General features: G+C 39.4%; 12 protein-coding genes. 9 read left to right on the top strand and 3 right to left on the bottom strand.

Translation table 11 applies throughout. The features are described from left to right. Nucleotides 1-83: 83 nt before the first annotated feature. Nucleotides 84-860 (bottom strand): SDR family NAD(P)-dependent oxidoreductase, encoded by a 777-nt coding sequence (locus tag BAU15_RS07510; RefSeq protein WP_161842122.1) that lies wholly within the window; start codon nucleotides 858-860, stop codon nucleotides 84-86. A gap of 68 nt (nucleotides 861-928) precedes the next feature. Beyond that, entirely contained in the window at nucleotides 929-1,411 is a 483-nt protein-coding gene (locus BAU15_RS07505; RefSeq protein ID WP_161842121.1) for a MerR family transcriptional regulator, read from the bottom strand. A 277-nt stretch (nucleotides 1,412-1,688) separates the two neighbouring features. Here BAU15_RS07505 and BAU15_RS07500 point away from each other — a divergent pair, with 277 nt between their 5' ends. The 9 genes from BAU15_RS07500 to BAU15_RS07460 all read left to right on the top strand — a co-directional run bounded on the left by BAU15_RS07500 (nucleotide 1,689) and on the right by BAU15_RS07460 (nucleotide 13,633). After that, nucleotides 1,689-2,375 (top strand): response regulator transcription factor, encoded by a 687-nt coding sequence (locus BAU15_RS07500; RefSeq protein WP_161842120.1) that lies wholly within the window; start codon nucleotides 1,689-1,691, stop codon nucleotides 2,373-2,375. Continuing rightward, on the top strand, nucleotides 2,372-3,367 hold the full coding sequence (locus BAU15_RS07495) for a sensor histidine kinase (protein WP_161842119.1): 996 nt from the start codon (nucleotides 2,372-2,374) through the stop codon (nucleotides 3,365-3,367). Before BAU15_RS07500 ends, BAU15_RS07495 begins: the two co-directional genes overlap by 4 nt. Before the next feature lie 318 nt (nucleotides 3,368-3,685). Next, nucleotides 3,686-4,459 carry an ABC transporter ATP-binding protein gene (locus BAU15_RS07490; protein WP_161842118.1) on the top strand — a complete coding sequence of 258 codons (774 nt, stop codon included), beginning with the start codon at nucleotides 3,686-3,688 and terminating at the stop codon, nucleotides 4,457-4,459. Beyond that, nucleotides 4,431-6,542, top strand: coding sequence for an ABC transporter permease (locus BAU15_RS07485; RefSeq protein ID WP_161842117.1), 2,112 nt, complete (start codon nucleotides 4,431-4,433; stop codon nucleotides 6,540-6,542). Before BAU15_RS07490 ends, BAU15_RS07485 begins: the two co-directional genes overlap by 29 nt. 222 nt (nucleotides 6,543-6,764) lie before the next feature. Then, nucleotides 6,765-9,542, top strand: a complete 2,778-nt coding sequence (locus tag BAU15_RS07480; protein ID WP_161842116.1) for a helicase C-terminal domain-containing protein — start codon at nucleotides 6,765-6,767, stop codon at nucleotides 9,540-9,542. A 120-nt stretch (nucleotides 9,543-9,662) separates the two neighbouring features. Continuing rightward, a complete protein-coding gene (locus tag BAU15_RS07475) occupies nucleotides 9,663-10,166 on the top strand; it encodes a cell wall elongation regulator TseB-like domain-containing protein (protein WP_161842115.1) in 504 nt (167 codons plus the stop codon). Nucleotides 10,167-10,198: 32 nt separating this feature from the next. Further along, nucleotides 10,199-11,389 carry a pyridoxal phosphate-dependent aminotransferase gene (locus BAU15_RS07470; RefSeq protein WP_161842114.1) on the top strand — a complete coding sequence of 397 codons (1,191 nt, stop codon included), beginning with the start codon at nucleotides 10,199-10,201 and terminating at the stop codon, nucleotides 11,387-11,389. Between the two features lie 49 nt (nucleotides 11,390-11,438). Continuing rightward, on the top strand, nucleotides 11,439-12,737 hold the full coding sequence (asnS, locus tag BAU15_RS07465; RefSeq protein ID WP_161842113.1) for an asparagine--tRNA ligase: 1,299 nt from the start codon (nucleotides 11,439-11,441) through the stop codon (nucleotides 12,735-12,737). A gap of 236 nt (nucleotides 12,738-12,973) precedes the next feature. After that, entirely contained in the window at nucleotides 12,974-13,633 is a 660-nt protein-coding gene (locus BAU15_RS07460) for an SGNH/GDSL hydrolase family protein (protein WP_237580153.1), read from the top strand. Nucleotides 13,634-13,691: 58 nt separating this feature from the next. Here BAU15_RS07460 and BAU15_RS07455 read toward each other — a convergent pair whose 3' ends face one another. Continuing rightward, nucleotides 13,692-14,348: a Crp/Fnr family transcriptional regulator gene (locus BAU15_RS07455; RefSeq protein ID WP_161842111.1), complete on the bottom strand. Its 657-nt coding sequence runs from the start codon at nucleotides 14,346-14,348 to the stop codon at nucleotides 13,692-13,694. Between the last annotated feature and the right edge of the window lie 4 nt (nucleotides 14,349-14,352).

The following is a 14,352-nucleotide window of genomic DNA, read 5'->3' as shown; positions in this document are numbered from 1 at the left end:
CGTTCGGACCTCTACTCGATTAAAGGAATGAAGAGAAAAAGATCAATCCAATTGTCGCAAATAAATAGTATTAGCCTTTACCGCTAGATGTTTTCCCAATATTTCCCAGCAATTCTCCCCACAATTTTGGTGATTGTTTTTCTTGGTAACACGCGATTAATTTGTGATCTTACGACGGTTAGCCAACCGTCTTTAGCCACCATCTTATTCTTTTCTATAGCTCTAAAAGTTGTCGCAACAACCTGTTCGACAGTTCTTTTCTTAGAAAATCCAAAATCGCCAATTTTATCAAAAAAAGCAGTATCTGTTGGGCCAGAACAGACAGCTAAATAAAAAATACCGCGATCTTTATACTCAATATGTAAGGCTTCTGTCAATGACAGAACGTATGCTTTTGAGGCACTGTAAACTGCCGAATACGGCGTGGCTTGAAACGCGGCCGCTGAAGCCAAGTTAATGATAGTTTTCCCACGTTGCCCAGCCCACTCCTTAGTAAATAAATGCGCTAGTTCCGTGAGCGTCAGCATATTTACCATCATTTCATCCCGTTGTTCTTTCAAATCAGCTGAGCCAAATAGTCCTTTAGTTGAAAATCCAGCATTATTAATTACTACATCAATCGATAGTCCCGCTTCTTTTACTTTCTTGATAACGGTTGTCGAAGCGCCGATTTCCGCCAAATCTAACATGATAAAATCAACGGAAATTTCGTATCTCTGCTCTAAATCAGACTTTATTTTCTGTAATTTATCCCTACTTCGCGCTATTAATACAAGATTATTTGATTTTTTTGCGTAAGCATAAGCAAACCCCTTGCCAATTCCTGAAGACGCGCCAGTGATCAGTACCGTTTGTTTCATTATTGTTAGCCTCCAAACTTATTTAGTGCGCTCAGTATATCGCCAAAGTAGCCTTTGGGGTCAAGTAGTTATTCGAAAAAGTTTTCTTTATTCAATGGGGTAGATTCAAGTTTCACTTGCCAAAATCGTTCTGTCAGCTGATATATTCTTCTAATTATTGCTTCTTTATTTTCTAGCGCATTATCCGCACTCGGGTGTTCAAAATGTTTCTCGAAAATTAAATCAATCATTTCTATGGCTAATTGATACCGTTCAATTGATTGCTGGAATTGTCGCTTCTTTTCAGCAAAAAAAGCAGTTGCTTCTCCATATTCAGCTAAATCTTTATAGGCATTGAGACGAGAGAATTGACTCAGAATCGTTCTGATTTCGGGTAAGGTAAACTTCATTTCTTTAAGAAATAAAACAAACTTCATGGTCTCAACGTCATTTTGTTGGTAGATACGATAGCCATTCTCATTTCTAGTCGGTGTCAATAATCCAGCTTTCTCATAATAATGAAGAGTAGAAACGGGAATTCCCAGTAATTTACTTATCTCATGACTTCTCATGTGAATCACCTCCTATCTATAGTATAACTACGAAGTATACTTGGGAGTCAATCTCAATTCACTTCTACTTACAGAAAATAACAACCAACCGAATTTACCTCTTCATTCTGGTTGTCTCAACAAATCATTGTCTGTTCGCTACTCAATCCGAGACTGATTTCAAAATGACTATTAATAACCTTTTAAAAAACTTTGGAAACCATTTAAAGTTTTTCCATTTTGTCTAAAAATCGGGTAAGATGAATGTAAGAATACTTCAACAGAGAAGAGGTCCAATATGAAAATATTTTTAGTGGAAGATGATGAGAAAATTGTGCGTTTAGTTACCTCACAATTAGAAAAATATGGTTACCAAGTAGTGACGCCAGAGGACTTCCAGACCATTAACGAGACTTTCAATAAAGAACAGCCTCAGCTAGTTTTACTTGATGTGAATTTGCCTTATTTTGATGGTTTTTACTGGTGTCGAAAGATTCGTGAAACTTCTTTAGTTCCGATTTTATTCATCTCTTCGCGAGATAGTAACATGGATCAGGTCATGGCCTTAGAATATGGCGCTGATGATTATTTAGTTAAACCTTTTTCCTATGAAATTCTGATTGCTAAAATTAAAAGCTTGTTGCGGCGAGTGGGTGAGTATTTACCAGCCCAAGAGGAACGCGCTTTTTCATGGGAAGGACTTTCTTATTATCCGGAACGTTTAGAGATGAGTTTCCAAGGGAAGACAGAGTTACTGACTAAGCGCGAAGGCGAGTTGCTGGACTTATTTTTAACTGCGACGCCAAAGATTGTTCGTCGGGAGCAAATCTTAAATAAGCTTTGGGATGATGAAAACTTTGTCGATGACAATACGCTGTCGGTAAATATCACTCGTTTGAGAAAGAAATTAGCCACACTTGGCATGGAGAACGTCTTGCATACAGTCAGGGGCCAAGGCTATCAATTACGAAAGGAAGACGCATGAAATTATTTATCAAAGAAAATTCGCTTAATTTTAGTTTTCAGATTGGGCTGGTCTGCCTCGCGCTACTTCTGATTTGGCTTGACGGCTATCGGAGTAGTCGTTTAGTACTATATATCTTTGTATTAGCACTATTTTTAACAAGCCTTTTCTATGGTTATCGTTACTATAAGCAAAAAAAATTCTATCAAAAACTATCCGATTCCAAGGAGATTTATGATGAGCTTAATGAGCTTTCGACACCAGTCGGGAAAGAACTAGATGCGTTATTTGCGCGTCATCACCAAAAATATTACCAAGAAACGACTACTTTAAAAAAGAATCAACAGCAGCAACACGATTTTATGGATTTGTGGATTCACCAAATGAAAACACCTTTAGCTGTCATCGAATTACTTAGCCAAGAACCAACAATTGATGTAGAAAGTTTGCGCGAAGAAACCGATCGCTTAAAAGAAGGGCTCATGCAAGCCTTGACGATGAGCCGTATTCAAAATCTACGTGAAGATTTTGTTATACGTCCTTTACGGATCAGTGAGGTAGCCAAAGAGGTCATTCAAGAACACAAACAAAACTTGATTCGTAGTCACGTCTATCCAAAATTAGACATGTCACCAACTATTCAAGTCCAAAGTGATCAAAAATGGTTACACTTTATTCTTTACCAACTCTTATCAAACGCCATCAAATACTCAAAAGAGGAAGCGACTGTGACGATTTATGGTGAACAACGAGCAGACGGCTTTGCCTTGATCGTTAAAGACCAAGGCATTGGTATCCCGTCATCGGACTTACCAAAAATTTTCCAACCATTTTTCACTGGTGAGAACGGACGTAAACAACAAGAAGCAACCGGAATGGGGCTTTACCTCAGTGAAAAAGCGGCTACCGAGCTAGGCTTAGCACTGAAAGTCGAATCACAGGTAGGTGCCGGTACATCCATCGCCATCCTATTTACTGATTGGATCCAACTAGACGCGCCAGAAAAAGAATAGCAGTGAACGATTGCTATAAGATAGATGAACATTATAAAAAGCAAGGTCAGTTAGAAATAAGCGAAGATGAGCGAATTTAGATGAGAATGAGGTACTTTTCATTTACTTCGTCTCATTTTTTCTTTCTATCTAAGCGACCCATTTCGCAAAGGCGTAACTAAAATATTTCAGAGAACTCTCCACAGAAATACGCTAACGTTTGTAGATATGCCTGATGATAAAACGTGACAAGTTTGTAAGAATGCTGACAAGTTTACCCATAGGAGTTTTTCTTCTTTGCTTGTAAACTAAAGACAAAGAACAAGGAGGAAAAAAATTATGGCACTATTAGAAGTAAAAGATGTATCCAAAGTGTATCAAGGGGCTGTCCCAGTGGAAGTCCTGAAACAAATTAGTTTGAAGGTTCAAGAGGGCGAATTCGTCAGCATTATGGGGCCGTCTGGTAGCGGCAAAACAACCTTATTGAATGTCATTGCAACTCTGGACAAACCAACAGGTGGTTCAGTCTTCATTGAAGGACAGAATCCACATGAATTTTCTAAATCAAAAATTTCAGCTTTTCGTAGACAAAATCTAGGCTTCGTTTTTCAAAGCTATAATTTATTGGCTCCCTTAAATGTTGAAGAAAATATCATGATGCCACTAACTCTTGATCGCGTACCAGTCAATGAGATGCAAACAAAATGTGCGCATTTGTTGAAAGAGTTAGGCATTCAAAAGCTAGCTAAGAAACGGATTTTTGAACTATCTGGTGGGGAATCACAGCGTGTCGCTATTGCTCGCGCCTTGATTCATGATCCATCATTAATTTTAGCGGATGAGCCAACCGGAAACTTGGATTCAAAATCTGCGCGTACCGTGATGGAGCTACTAAGTCAAACCAATAAGCAGAAAAAAGTCACCACACTAATGGTGACGCACGATGCTTTCTCTGCTAGTTATTCTGATCGAGTGGTCTTTATCAAGGATGGGAAATTCTTCAATGACATTTATTGTGGCGACAATCGGGAAGAATTCTATCAAAATATATTAGCGGTTCTCGCACATTTAGGAGGGGCTAGTCATGAATTTCAAAACCCTCATCTTTCGTAATTTAACCAGAAATACCAGAAGCTATGGTGCTTATTTCTTCAGTAGTTTGTTTTCAGTATTCGTCTTTTTTATTTTTTCTTTACTGAATTTTCATCCGCAGATAAGTAAAAATATTCAAGCCAGTAGCGATCGGATTAGTTATTTCGCGGGTATGGGACTCAAAGCTTCCCAGATCGTGATTGTGCTGCTCTCATTTATTTTCTTGTGGTACACATTTTCGGTCTTTCTCCATTCGCGCAAACGAGATTTTTCGGTTTACCTGACTTTAGGCATGAGCACGAAGGATTTGCGCAAGTTAATTTTCTTTGAGAATTTAGCGCTGGGAACTGTCGCAACGACGGTTGGCGTCCTTCTCGGTGTGCTCTTATCCAAAGTTATTTTACTGGTTAGCCAAAATATCCTAGAACTCAAAGCGGGACTGAAATTTTATTGGCCTTGGCAAGCGATGGTTCTCAGCTTTGGTATCTTCGTCCTGATCTTCTTTCTCATCTCCTTATTTAGCTTGTTCCGTATCCAAACCGAGGAACTTTCTTCCATGGCAAAAGAGGATGATAAGGGTCAACCTGAACCAAAAAGTAATGGCTTCTTAGCCATCTTAAGCTTTGCCTTTCTCGGTCTAGGCTATCTCTCTATCTGGCTATTTGCAACCGACACGCAAAGCTCGCCTTATCTATTTTTCTTATTATTATCTTGCGTCCTATGTACGATTATCGGCACCTTCCTATTCTTTCGACAAGGGAGTATCATGCTATTAAAATTACTTAAAAAGAGTCGTTTATTTTATCGTGGCACGAATATGCTAACGATTAGTGAACTGATCTTTCGAATGAAGGATAACGCCATGATGTATTCCTTGATTGCAGTGGTTTCTTCCGTGGCCTTTGTAGGGATTGGTGTGACAGCGGTCTTGGGTAGTTCTGAATTCGGTGATACCCAAGGGAATACGGCTGCCTATGTTTATTCTGGGCGTATTGATTCACCGATGACTGACGTTCAAAAAGACAACTTTTCGTTTATCCGTGAAAAATTAAAAGAAACCGGCGAACCTGTTTTCGAAGAGACGGTTAGCTATCAGTATTCGCCCTACTTAACTGTGCCAGGACAATCATATAGCAATTCTTACCCGGCAATTTCGTTGAGTAGTTATAAAAAATTAGCCAAAGAATTTGATTTGCCTGACTTATCAATGAAGGACAATCAATTATTCATGTTCACCAATAGCAATTCCGCATTAATTGAAGCGAAGAATGCGACAGTCGCTCAGCGCACCTCCCTATATAACATGAAGCTAGGGGATGAAGAAAGCCAGCTCGAGGTTGTCCAATTACCATTTTCGCTCAATTTATCGGTTCTTCAATTATCGGTTGTTTCTGATTCGTTGTATGACCGTTTCACTGAAAATAATCTAGCAGAATCTGGTCAAGAGGAGAGATCAATAGAAAATCACGTAGGGATCTTTCATATTAAAGATTGGATGGATTATCCGGAGATTGATCAAGAAATCATGACTGAAATGAACAAGCGTGAAGAGGACGCCTATACTCAGATACAAGATTCTTACGATGAGACCAATCAGGAGCAATCAGAGGACACAAATGCCACAACCGATGAAGAGCAACCGGTAGGAGAAATGCCAGATTATTTCCATGTTGATTCACTCTACACTACTTGGCAGAATGCTCGCCAAGCCAATGGATTAATTCTGATGATTGGAATTCTCTTAGGTTCAGTCTTCTTTAGCTTCTCCGCATCGATTCTTTATTTCCGCCTATTCGGTGATTTAGATCGTGATGGTCGTTACCATCGCTCATTGAATATCTTAGGAGTTAGTGAAAAAGACCGCCACAAAATTGTCAGAAATGAAATGCTTTTAATGTATTTCCCACCCGTTTTAATCGCGGTTGCCCATTTTGCCATGGCCTTGTTCGCCTTGACGATGCTTTTAGGTCGCGACGCTGGCTTTGTCTGGATCATTTATTTTAAAATCATTGGCATTTACTTTGTCTGCCTATTCATTTTCTATTTGATTTCCAAATTCCGTTACCTCAAGCATTTAGATAAACTTGCTGAAGGCGGAAATTAAGTAAAAGTATTTTGATAGAAATGACTGTTGCAACGCTCTTTAGCCTGAAAAGTTGAGGCACAAACCCACAAAAGAACTTGAAGAAGCGCAAGCTTTCTCAAGTTCTTTTTCTATGCCCTCTTTCGTATAGGTTTCCTATAGCCTAAGAAACAAAGAGGAACTGCATACTTTTCGGTCAAGTTGTAGTATAATTTTCAGCAGACAAAGGCGAGGAGGAATAGAATGAAACCAACAACCTACGCAATTGTGGACATTGAAACGACGGGCACCAATCCAAAAGAAGACCGAATCATTCAATTTGGCTGTGTCTTAGTTGAGAAAGGGAAGATTGTCTCGCAGTTTGCAACAGACGTCAACCCAAATCGAGTAGTTTCAAAACAAATCCAAAGCTTAACTGGCCTCAGTAATAGTCGCGTGCAAAAAGCACCGTATTTCGAAGATATTGCTTTGACTATCTATAATTTATTAGCTGAAACGACATTTGTCGCCCACAATATTTATTTTGATTATACTTTTTTGAACCATGAACTGGTTCGCTGTGGTGTCCCTGAATTGACGATACCAGGTATTGATACAGTGGAGCTAGCTCAAATATTTTTACCTACAGAAACTAGCTTTCGCTTAGGGGATCTTGCTGACAGCTACGGCTTAACTCATGACAATCCGCATCAAGCAGATAGCGACGCAAAAGTCACCGCAGAATTATTTTTGACGATTGAAGCCCACATGAGAAGATTACCTATATTGACGATGGAACAGATTGGCAAATTAAGTGGTCTGACGGGTATGAATACAGGAGAATACATTCAACAGGTGACGGATTCGATGCGAGAAAATTCCGGACCAATCTCTGATTCTTTACAAGTGGTTGACGGCTTAGCTATTCGAAAAAAAGAGCAACCATTATTTTCAGAAATTCATTATGGGGAGAAAGACTTTCCTTTAAAGAAAGCCGGAAAACAAAAGATCTTTCAGAAAAAATTGACCTACCGAAAAGAACAAGCACGTTTAATGAATGATGTCTTTACTCACTTTTCAATAGAAAATACAGCCAAAGATATCTTAATCGAAGCAGCTACAGGTATGGGCAAGACTATCGGCTATTTATTTCCGCTCAGTTTCCTTGCAACACCGGAAAAGCCTGCGATTATCAGTACTGTTTCACTTCTGTTACAGCAACAGATTCTCACAAAAGATATTCCTTTATTGAACCAGATATTGGATCAGCCGATTCAAGCAACAGTTGTAAAAAGTCAGCGCCATTACATTGATCTTCAACGATTTAAAGCGACCCTACTGCAACCAGTTGAACAAAAACAATATGCACTCTTTCAAATGAAGGTACTTGTTTGGCTGACGCAGACAGAGACTGGTGATTTTGATGAATTACATATGACGAGTCTGAATCACGTATTTTGGCAAGAAGTCAGACATCATGGGCTTTCATCATTATCTAAAACACATTCATTTTATCAAGAAGATTTTCTACGCCATCTCTATAAAAAAGTTGACCAAAGTAATTTTTTAATAGTAAATCACGCCTTTTTAGCGCAGGAATCTTTACGAGAAACACCGTTATTGCCAAAAAGCGATTACTTACTAATCGATGAGGCCCATCATTTGCCAGAAATCGCTGAAAAAATTAGTGACCATCAATTTGATTCAATCAAATTCAAAAAACGCGTGCAGCAGTTGATGGAACCGACGCAACTCTTTTCTCGCCTTGCTGATTTGTTGACTGAGGATGAACGAACTCAACGATTAGTTACCTTATATCAGCAAGAGCTAGAAGAGCTCGTGGAGGAGCAGCTTGACTTCTTCCAAGAGTTATTGGATCTCTTTCCAAGAAATACCTCTTTAGAAGAAGAACAGGTGATTTTCAAAGAACAACTAGATGCTCTTTCAATAGAAGGGGAACGTGCCATTGAGCGCTTGCTACTCTTGTATCGAGAGCTGCTCACATTGCAAGACCAATTAATTCCGGTCTTAGAACCCCTGCAAAGTCGTCTAGTAAGTCAAGAACGTCTAACTTTAACTCAATTATTTGGTCTTTTTGACTCGATGAAACAACAAGCATTCACTGTGACGCAATGGCTCACAAGCTGGGACAACCAGTTAGTTCATTGGGTAGTTCCAGCGAAAAGCCAAGCCGGTGGTACGTTGCATATCCACGATTTTGAAGCGGCCTTATTACCTAAAACAGCATGGTACAAACGCTACAAAAAGATCATGTATATGGGAGGCACTCTAAAAATCGGCGCAAATCGAACCTATTTTTCTCAACGTTTAGGCTTACCGGAAACACCGCTTAAAGTTATTCCTAATCCTTATGATTATGAGAATCAAGCTCGCGTATATGTCCCTACGGAGGGGCTTTCGATTGCTGAATCAAGTCCGCACGAATACACTCAGTACCTGGCGTCGACCATTCGCGAGTTAGCCCAACAAGAGAATCGCTCCATTCTAGTCTTATTTACTTCTCATGATATTTTACAAAGGGTGTACTATCAGTTGCATGAGACCTTTTTAAATCAGGGACGTGAATTATTGGCGCAAGGGGTTAGTGGTAGTCGTGAAAAAATCCTGAAGCGTTTCTCATTGTCGGACAATAGTATTCTCTTCGGAGCCGATAGTTTTTGGGAAGGTATTGATTTACCTGGCGATGTGCTACAAATCGTGTTGGTAACTCGGTTGCCATTTGATAATCCCAAAAGACCGCTTGTCCGTGCCAGAAATGAATTTTTACAAGCAGAAGGTTTGAATCCATTCTACCAAGAATCTGTTCCTCGTGCTGCGCTAAAATTACGACAAGCATTAGGCCGATTGATTCGAACAGAGACAGATAAAGGTGTTTTAATTGTCTTAGATAGACGGTTCTTAACTGCCAAATATAGCCGAAGACTACAAAATGCATTGCCAAAGAAACTACCCATTCAAGAATTATCAATGGCCGATATGCTAGCTGATATTCAGCAATTCTTAAGAAAAAGAAAAGAATAATCGACGCCGAACAATCTGTTCTTGAAGTAACGTTTTTTTGAAAAAAATCTGCTATAATTGAACACAAGTGATTCTCACTAAGTTTAGCATGCACACTCAATAGAAAAGGAGCGCCATTTAGTGAATAATGAAGCAAAAAATGAGAAACGTGTTGGGCTAATTTTAATTTCAGCTATCACCGTCTTACTAACAATTATCGTCTTAACGGCTGTCTTTTATATCCGTGCAAATCGTCCAATGGCTCAGGCCAAAGCCGAAGCTGTGGAAATTGCTGAAAAATACGCTCAGGTTAAGACGGTGGATCAATTTTATTGGTTTACCAGAAAAGAAACATACTTTAGTGTTTTGGGAAAAGATGACAAAAACCATGAGGTGGCTGTGATTATTTCCAAATCGGGAGACAAAGTAAAAGTGTTAAACCAAAAAGATGGGCTCTCTGAACAACAGGCTGAGCAAGTCGTCCTACGTGACCATCCTGGAGAAGCGGTCGTTAAACGCAGTCTGGGAATTTACGAAAATCAACCTACTTGGGAGATTATGACGAAAGATAGCCAAAATCAGCTAACCTATTATTTACTTTCCTTTAATGATGGGAAGGAAATAAAGAGCATTAAAGAAACTTAAAAAAGCCCAAAAATGAAGGGAGTTAATTTTGTATGAAAATCTCACAACGTGCCGAACAGCTTGAGCCATCAGTTACTTTAGTGGCTTCAGCAAAGGCTAAAGCTCTAAAAGCACAGGGACTGGATATCCTCACTTTGACTGTCGGGGAGCCAGACTTTGCTACACCAGAAAATATCCAAGAAGCAGCCATTGCTGCCATCAAAAATGGCAGTGCTAGCTACTATACACCAACAGCCGGCATTCCAGAATTACGTCAAGCTATCGTAAATTATCTAGAAAAAAACTATGGCCTGACCTATAAAACGAGTCAAACGATTGTCACTGATGGTGCAAAATTCGCCTTATATAGCTTATTCCAAGCAATCCTGGACGCAGGAGACGAGGTCATCATTCCCGTACCTTATTGGGTCAGCTACGGTGAACAAGTCAAGCTCGCAGGCGGTACGCCGGTATTTGTTAAATGTCATGAAAGCCAACAATTTAAGGTCACTGTGGCTCAGCTTGAAGCTGCCTATACGGAGAAGACCAAAGCGATGATTTTGAATTCTCCGTCGAATCCGACTGGAATGATTTACACCAAGGAAGAATTGACAGCTATTGGTAATTGGGCAGTCGAAAAAGATCTCTTAATAATTGCCGATGATATTTATGGTCGTTTAGTTTATAATGGAAATGAGTTTACGCCGATTGCGACTATTTCAGAGGAAATTCGTAAGCACACAATCATCATCAATGGGGTTTCAAAAACTTATGCCATGACTGGTTGGCGAATTGGGTATGCCGTAGGGGATGAAACGATTATTCAAGCAATGATTGATATTGCATCACAAGCAACCAGTAATCCTACCGCTGTCAGTCAATACGCGGCAGTCGAAGCATTAAGTGGCGAACAGGATACGGTGGAAGAGATGCGCGTTGCCTTTGAAGAGCGTTTAAATAAGATTTATCCTTTGGTGGCAGCATTACCAGGTATTTATCTAGAAAAACCTCAAGGGGCTTTCTATTTGTTCCCAAATGTCAAAGAAATGCTCAATCTATGTGGTTATGAAAATGTGACTAAGTGGGTCGATGACTTATTAGAGGAAGCCCAAGTTGCTTTAGTAACAGGTGAAGGCTTTGGCTCTGATGAGCATATTCGCATCAGTTATGCCACGAACCTCGGAATATTAGAAGAAGCAATCGAACGGATTGCCAAATTTATCGACAGTAAACGAAAAGCATAAAAAATCAAGCTCGGGATGGCTAGACAGAAATAGAAATGGAGAGACAGACGTGGAACAAATTCAAATTATTGATGCCAAACATCACGTTGGCGAAACTGTAAAAATTGGCGCTTGGGTAGCCAACAAACGCTCAAGTGGGAAAATTGCCTTTCTACAATTAAGAGATGGGACAGCTTATTTCCAAGGGATTGTTGTGAAAAATGAAGTAGGCGAGGACATGTTCCAGCTTGCGAAAAATTTACATCAAGAAACATCTATCTGGATTGTTGGTGAGATTCGTGAAGATAGTCGTTCAAAATTTGGCTATGAGATTGGTATTACTTCAGTCGAAGTTGTTGGCGAAAGTCAAGAATACCCAATCACACCAAAAGAGCACGGGACAGACTTTTTGATGGACCATCGCCATTTATGGCTACGTTCTTCACGCCAACATGCGATTATGCAAATTCGTAATGAGATTATTCGAGCAACGTATGAATTCTTCAATAACAATGGCTTTACCAAAGTTGACCCTCCGATATTAACTGGTTCTGCACCAGAAGGCACGACTGATTTGTTTGAGACAAACTATTTTGATCAAAAGGCTTACCTTTCTCAAAGTGGCCAATTATATATGGAAGCAGCGGCGATGGCTTTTGGGAAAGTTTTCTCATTCGGCCCAACATTCCGTGCTGAAAAATCAAAAACACGTCGTCACTTAATTGAATTTTGGATGATTGAGCCTGAAATGGCCTTCATGCATCAAGAACAAAGCTTAGAAATCCAAGAACAATATGTGGCTTTCTTAGTCCAAAATGTGCTTGATAACTGTGACTATGCGCTTGATGTTTTAGAACGTGACAAAGAATTGTTGAAAAAATATACACAATTGCCTTTCCCACGGATTACTTACGATGATGCCGTTGAGCTATTGAAGAAAAATGGTTTTGAAGATATTGAATGGGGCGATGACTTTGGTTCTCCACACGAAACCTTTATCGCTAACTCATTTGAGCAACCGGTCTTTATCTTAAACTATCCAAAAGCAATCAAACCATTCTACATGAAACCACATCCAACCCGTGAAGATGTTGTCATCTGTGCCGACATGATCGCGCCAGAAGGATATGGAGAAATTATTGGTGGTTCTGAACGTGCAACGGATTATGAATATGTCCTAGAAGAAATCCGCAAACAAGGCTTAGATGAGAATGAGTACTCTTGGTACTTAGATTTACGTAAATATGGATCAGTTCCACATACTGGTTTTGGTCTCGGTCTTGAACGAACAGTAACTTGGTTATCTGGTATTGAACATGTCCGTGAAGCTATTCCATTCCCACGTTTATTAAATCGTATTTACCCATAAAATTAAAAAGAGCTGTGGCAAAGAAATCTTTGTCACACGCTCTTTTTTTAATTCGATTAGTCATTTTGGTACAAAAAAGTAAGGAGCTCTCTTCGGATTCTATATTAAGGAGCCACATCCTGAGTTAGGTTTAAAGTTTATCTTAGTTTACTAAAAGATAAGGAAATCATCAATTGCCTCTTGAATCCTGTTTTTCTTGTGCCATAATGAAAGAAAAACACAGAGGAGTGTTGAGTTTGAATAGACCTGAGTTTATCCAGAAAAATGATCAGTCACGAATTTTATTTATAGGAGACAGTATCACGGATGTCGGACGTAATCGCGATGATTTTCATGACTTAGGACAAGGGTATCCGATGCTCATCGCAGCTGCTCTAGCAAAGGGGCTGCCTAATTATCGAATCGACTGCTTGAATCGAGGCATTAGTGGAAATAAGATTGTCGATTTACAGCAGCGTTGGACTGAAGACTGTCTGCAACTAAAACCAACGGTCGTGTCGATATTAATCGGGATTAATGATACCTGGCATAATACAGATTCTGCGACATTTGGTAGTCGAGAAGAGGCTGTCCGATTTGAAAAAGTCTACCGTGATTTACTTGAACAAGTCACCAAAGAAACGACAGCGAAGATTGTCTTAATGGAACCGTTTGTCTTGCCTGAACCAAAAGAACGATTGACTTGGCGAAAAGATTTAGATCAGAAAATTCAAGTGGTTCGAACGTTAGCTGAAGAATATCAAGCTACATTTATTCCTTTAGATGGGAAACTGAATGCTTTAGGAATCTCACACGGATTTGAGCACTATACAGGTGATGACGGGGTTCATCCAACCTTAGCCGGGCATGCTGAAATCGCTGAAAGTTGGCTCCAAGGGACTGGTTTTATTAATTAATATAAAAACTAGCAAAACTGTTTCTCTGTCTTAGAGAGAGGCCGTTTTGCTAGTTTCTTTAGATGATAATATTATCTTTAATAATTTCTAAATCTTTGATCAAAATTTTCCGGTTGACCATTTCAATTGCTCCAATGTCTTTTAACTGTTGCATCATTCGGTTCACACTGCTGGCAGAAGAAATTCCACAAAAATGGGCAATTTCTTCATTGGTTACAACAAAATCGATTAAGTAACCAGACTCTGTTTTTACACCGAAAGTATCATACAACTCGTAAATCTGCGTACAAACTGCCCCAAATTTACCATTCATCAACATTTGCTGCATCTTTTTCATCGAATGGACGAGACAAAAGCGATAATAATCTTTTACATACCCCTGTAAGGCAGCACTTTGATTAACATCTTGCCAGAACTGCACACGATCAATTTTATATAATTCCGCTTTTTTAGATTCTACGCGGATATTAAATGGGGCATCTGTAATCTGCGAATATTCATCTTTTAATAGAGACACAATCTCCAATTCATTAATGTAGCGCAAATTAAATTCTCGACCATCTCTTGAAATGACGCTAGTTTTTATGACACCAGCCTTCAGTATGTAGACATAGCGATCTTGTAGCCCTTCATACGTTAAATATTTTTTCTTCAATTTTACCACTACAGGGAATGAATGTTTGTCCAAATATTCTTGTAACACTTGATTGTTCACGCCT

The sequence above is a fragment of the Candidatus Enterococcus huntleyi genome, from assembly GCF_009933175.1.
GTDB lineage: Bacteria > Bacillota > Bacilli > Lactobacillales > Enterococcaceae > Enterococcus_K > Enterococcus_K huntleyi.
The sequence above is the reverse complement of the archived record's forward strand: the minus strand, read 5'-3'. Positions and strand labels throughout refer to the sequence as shown.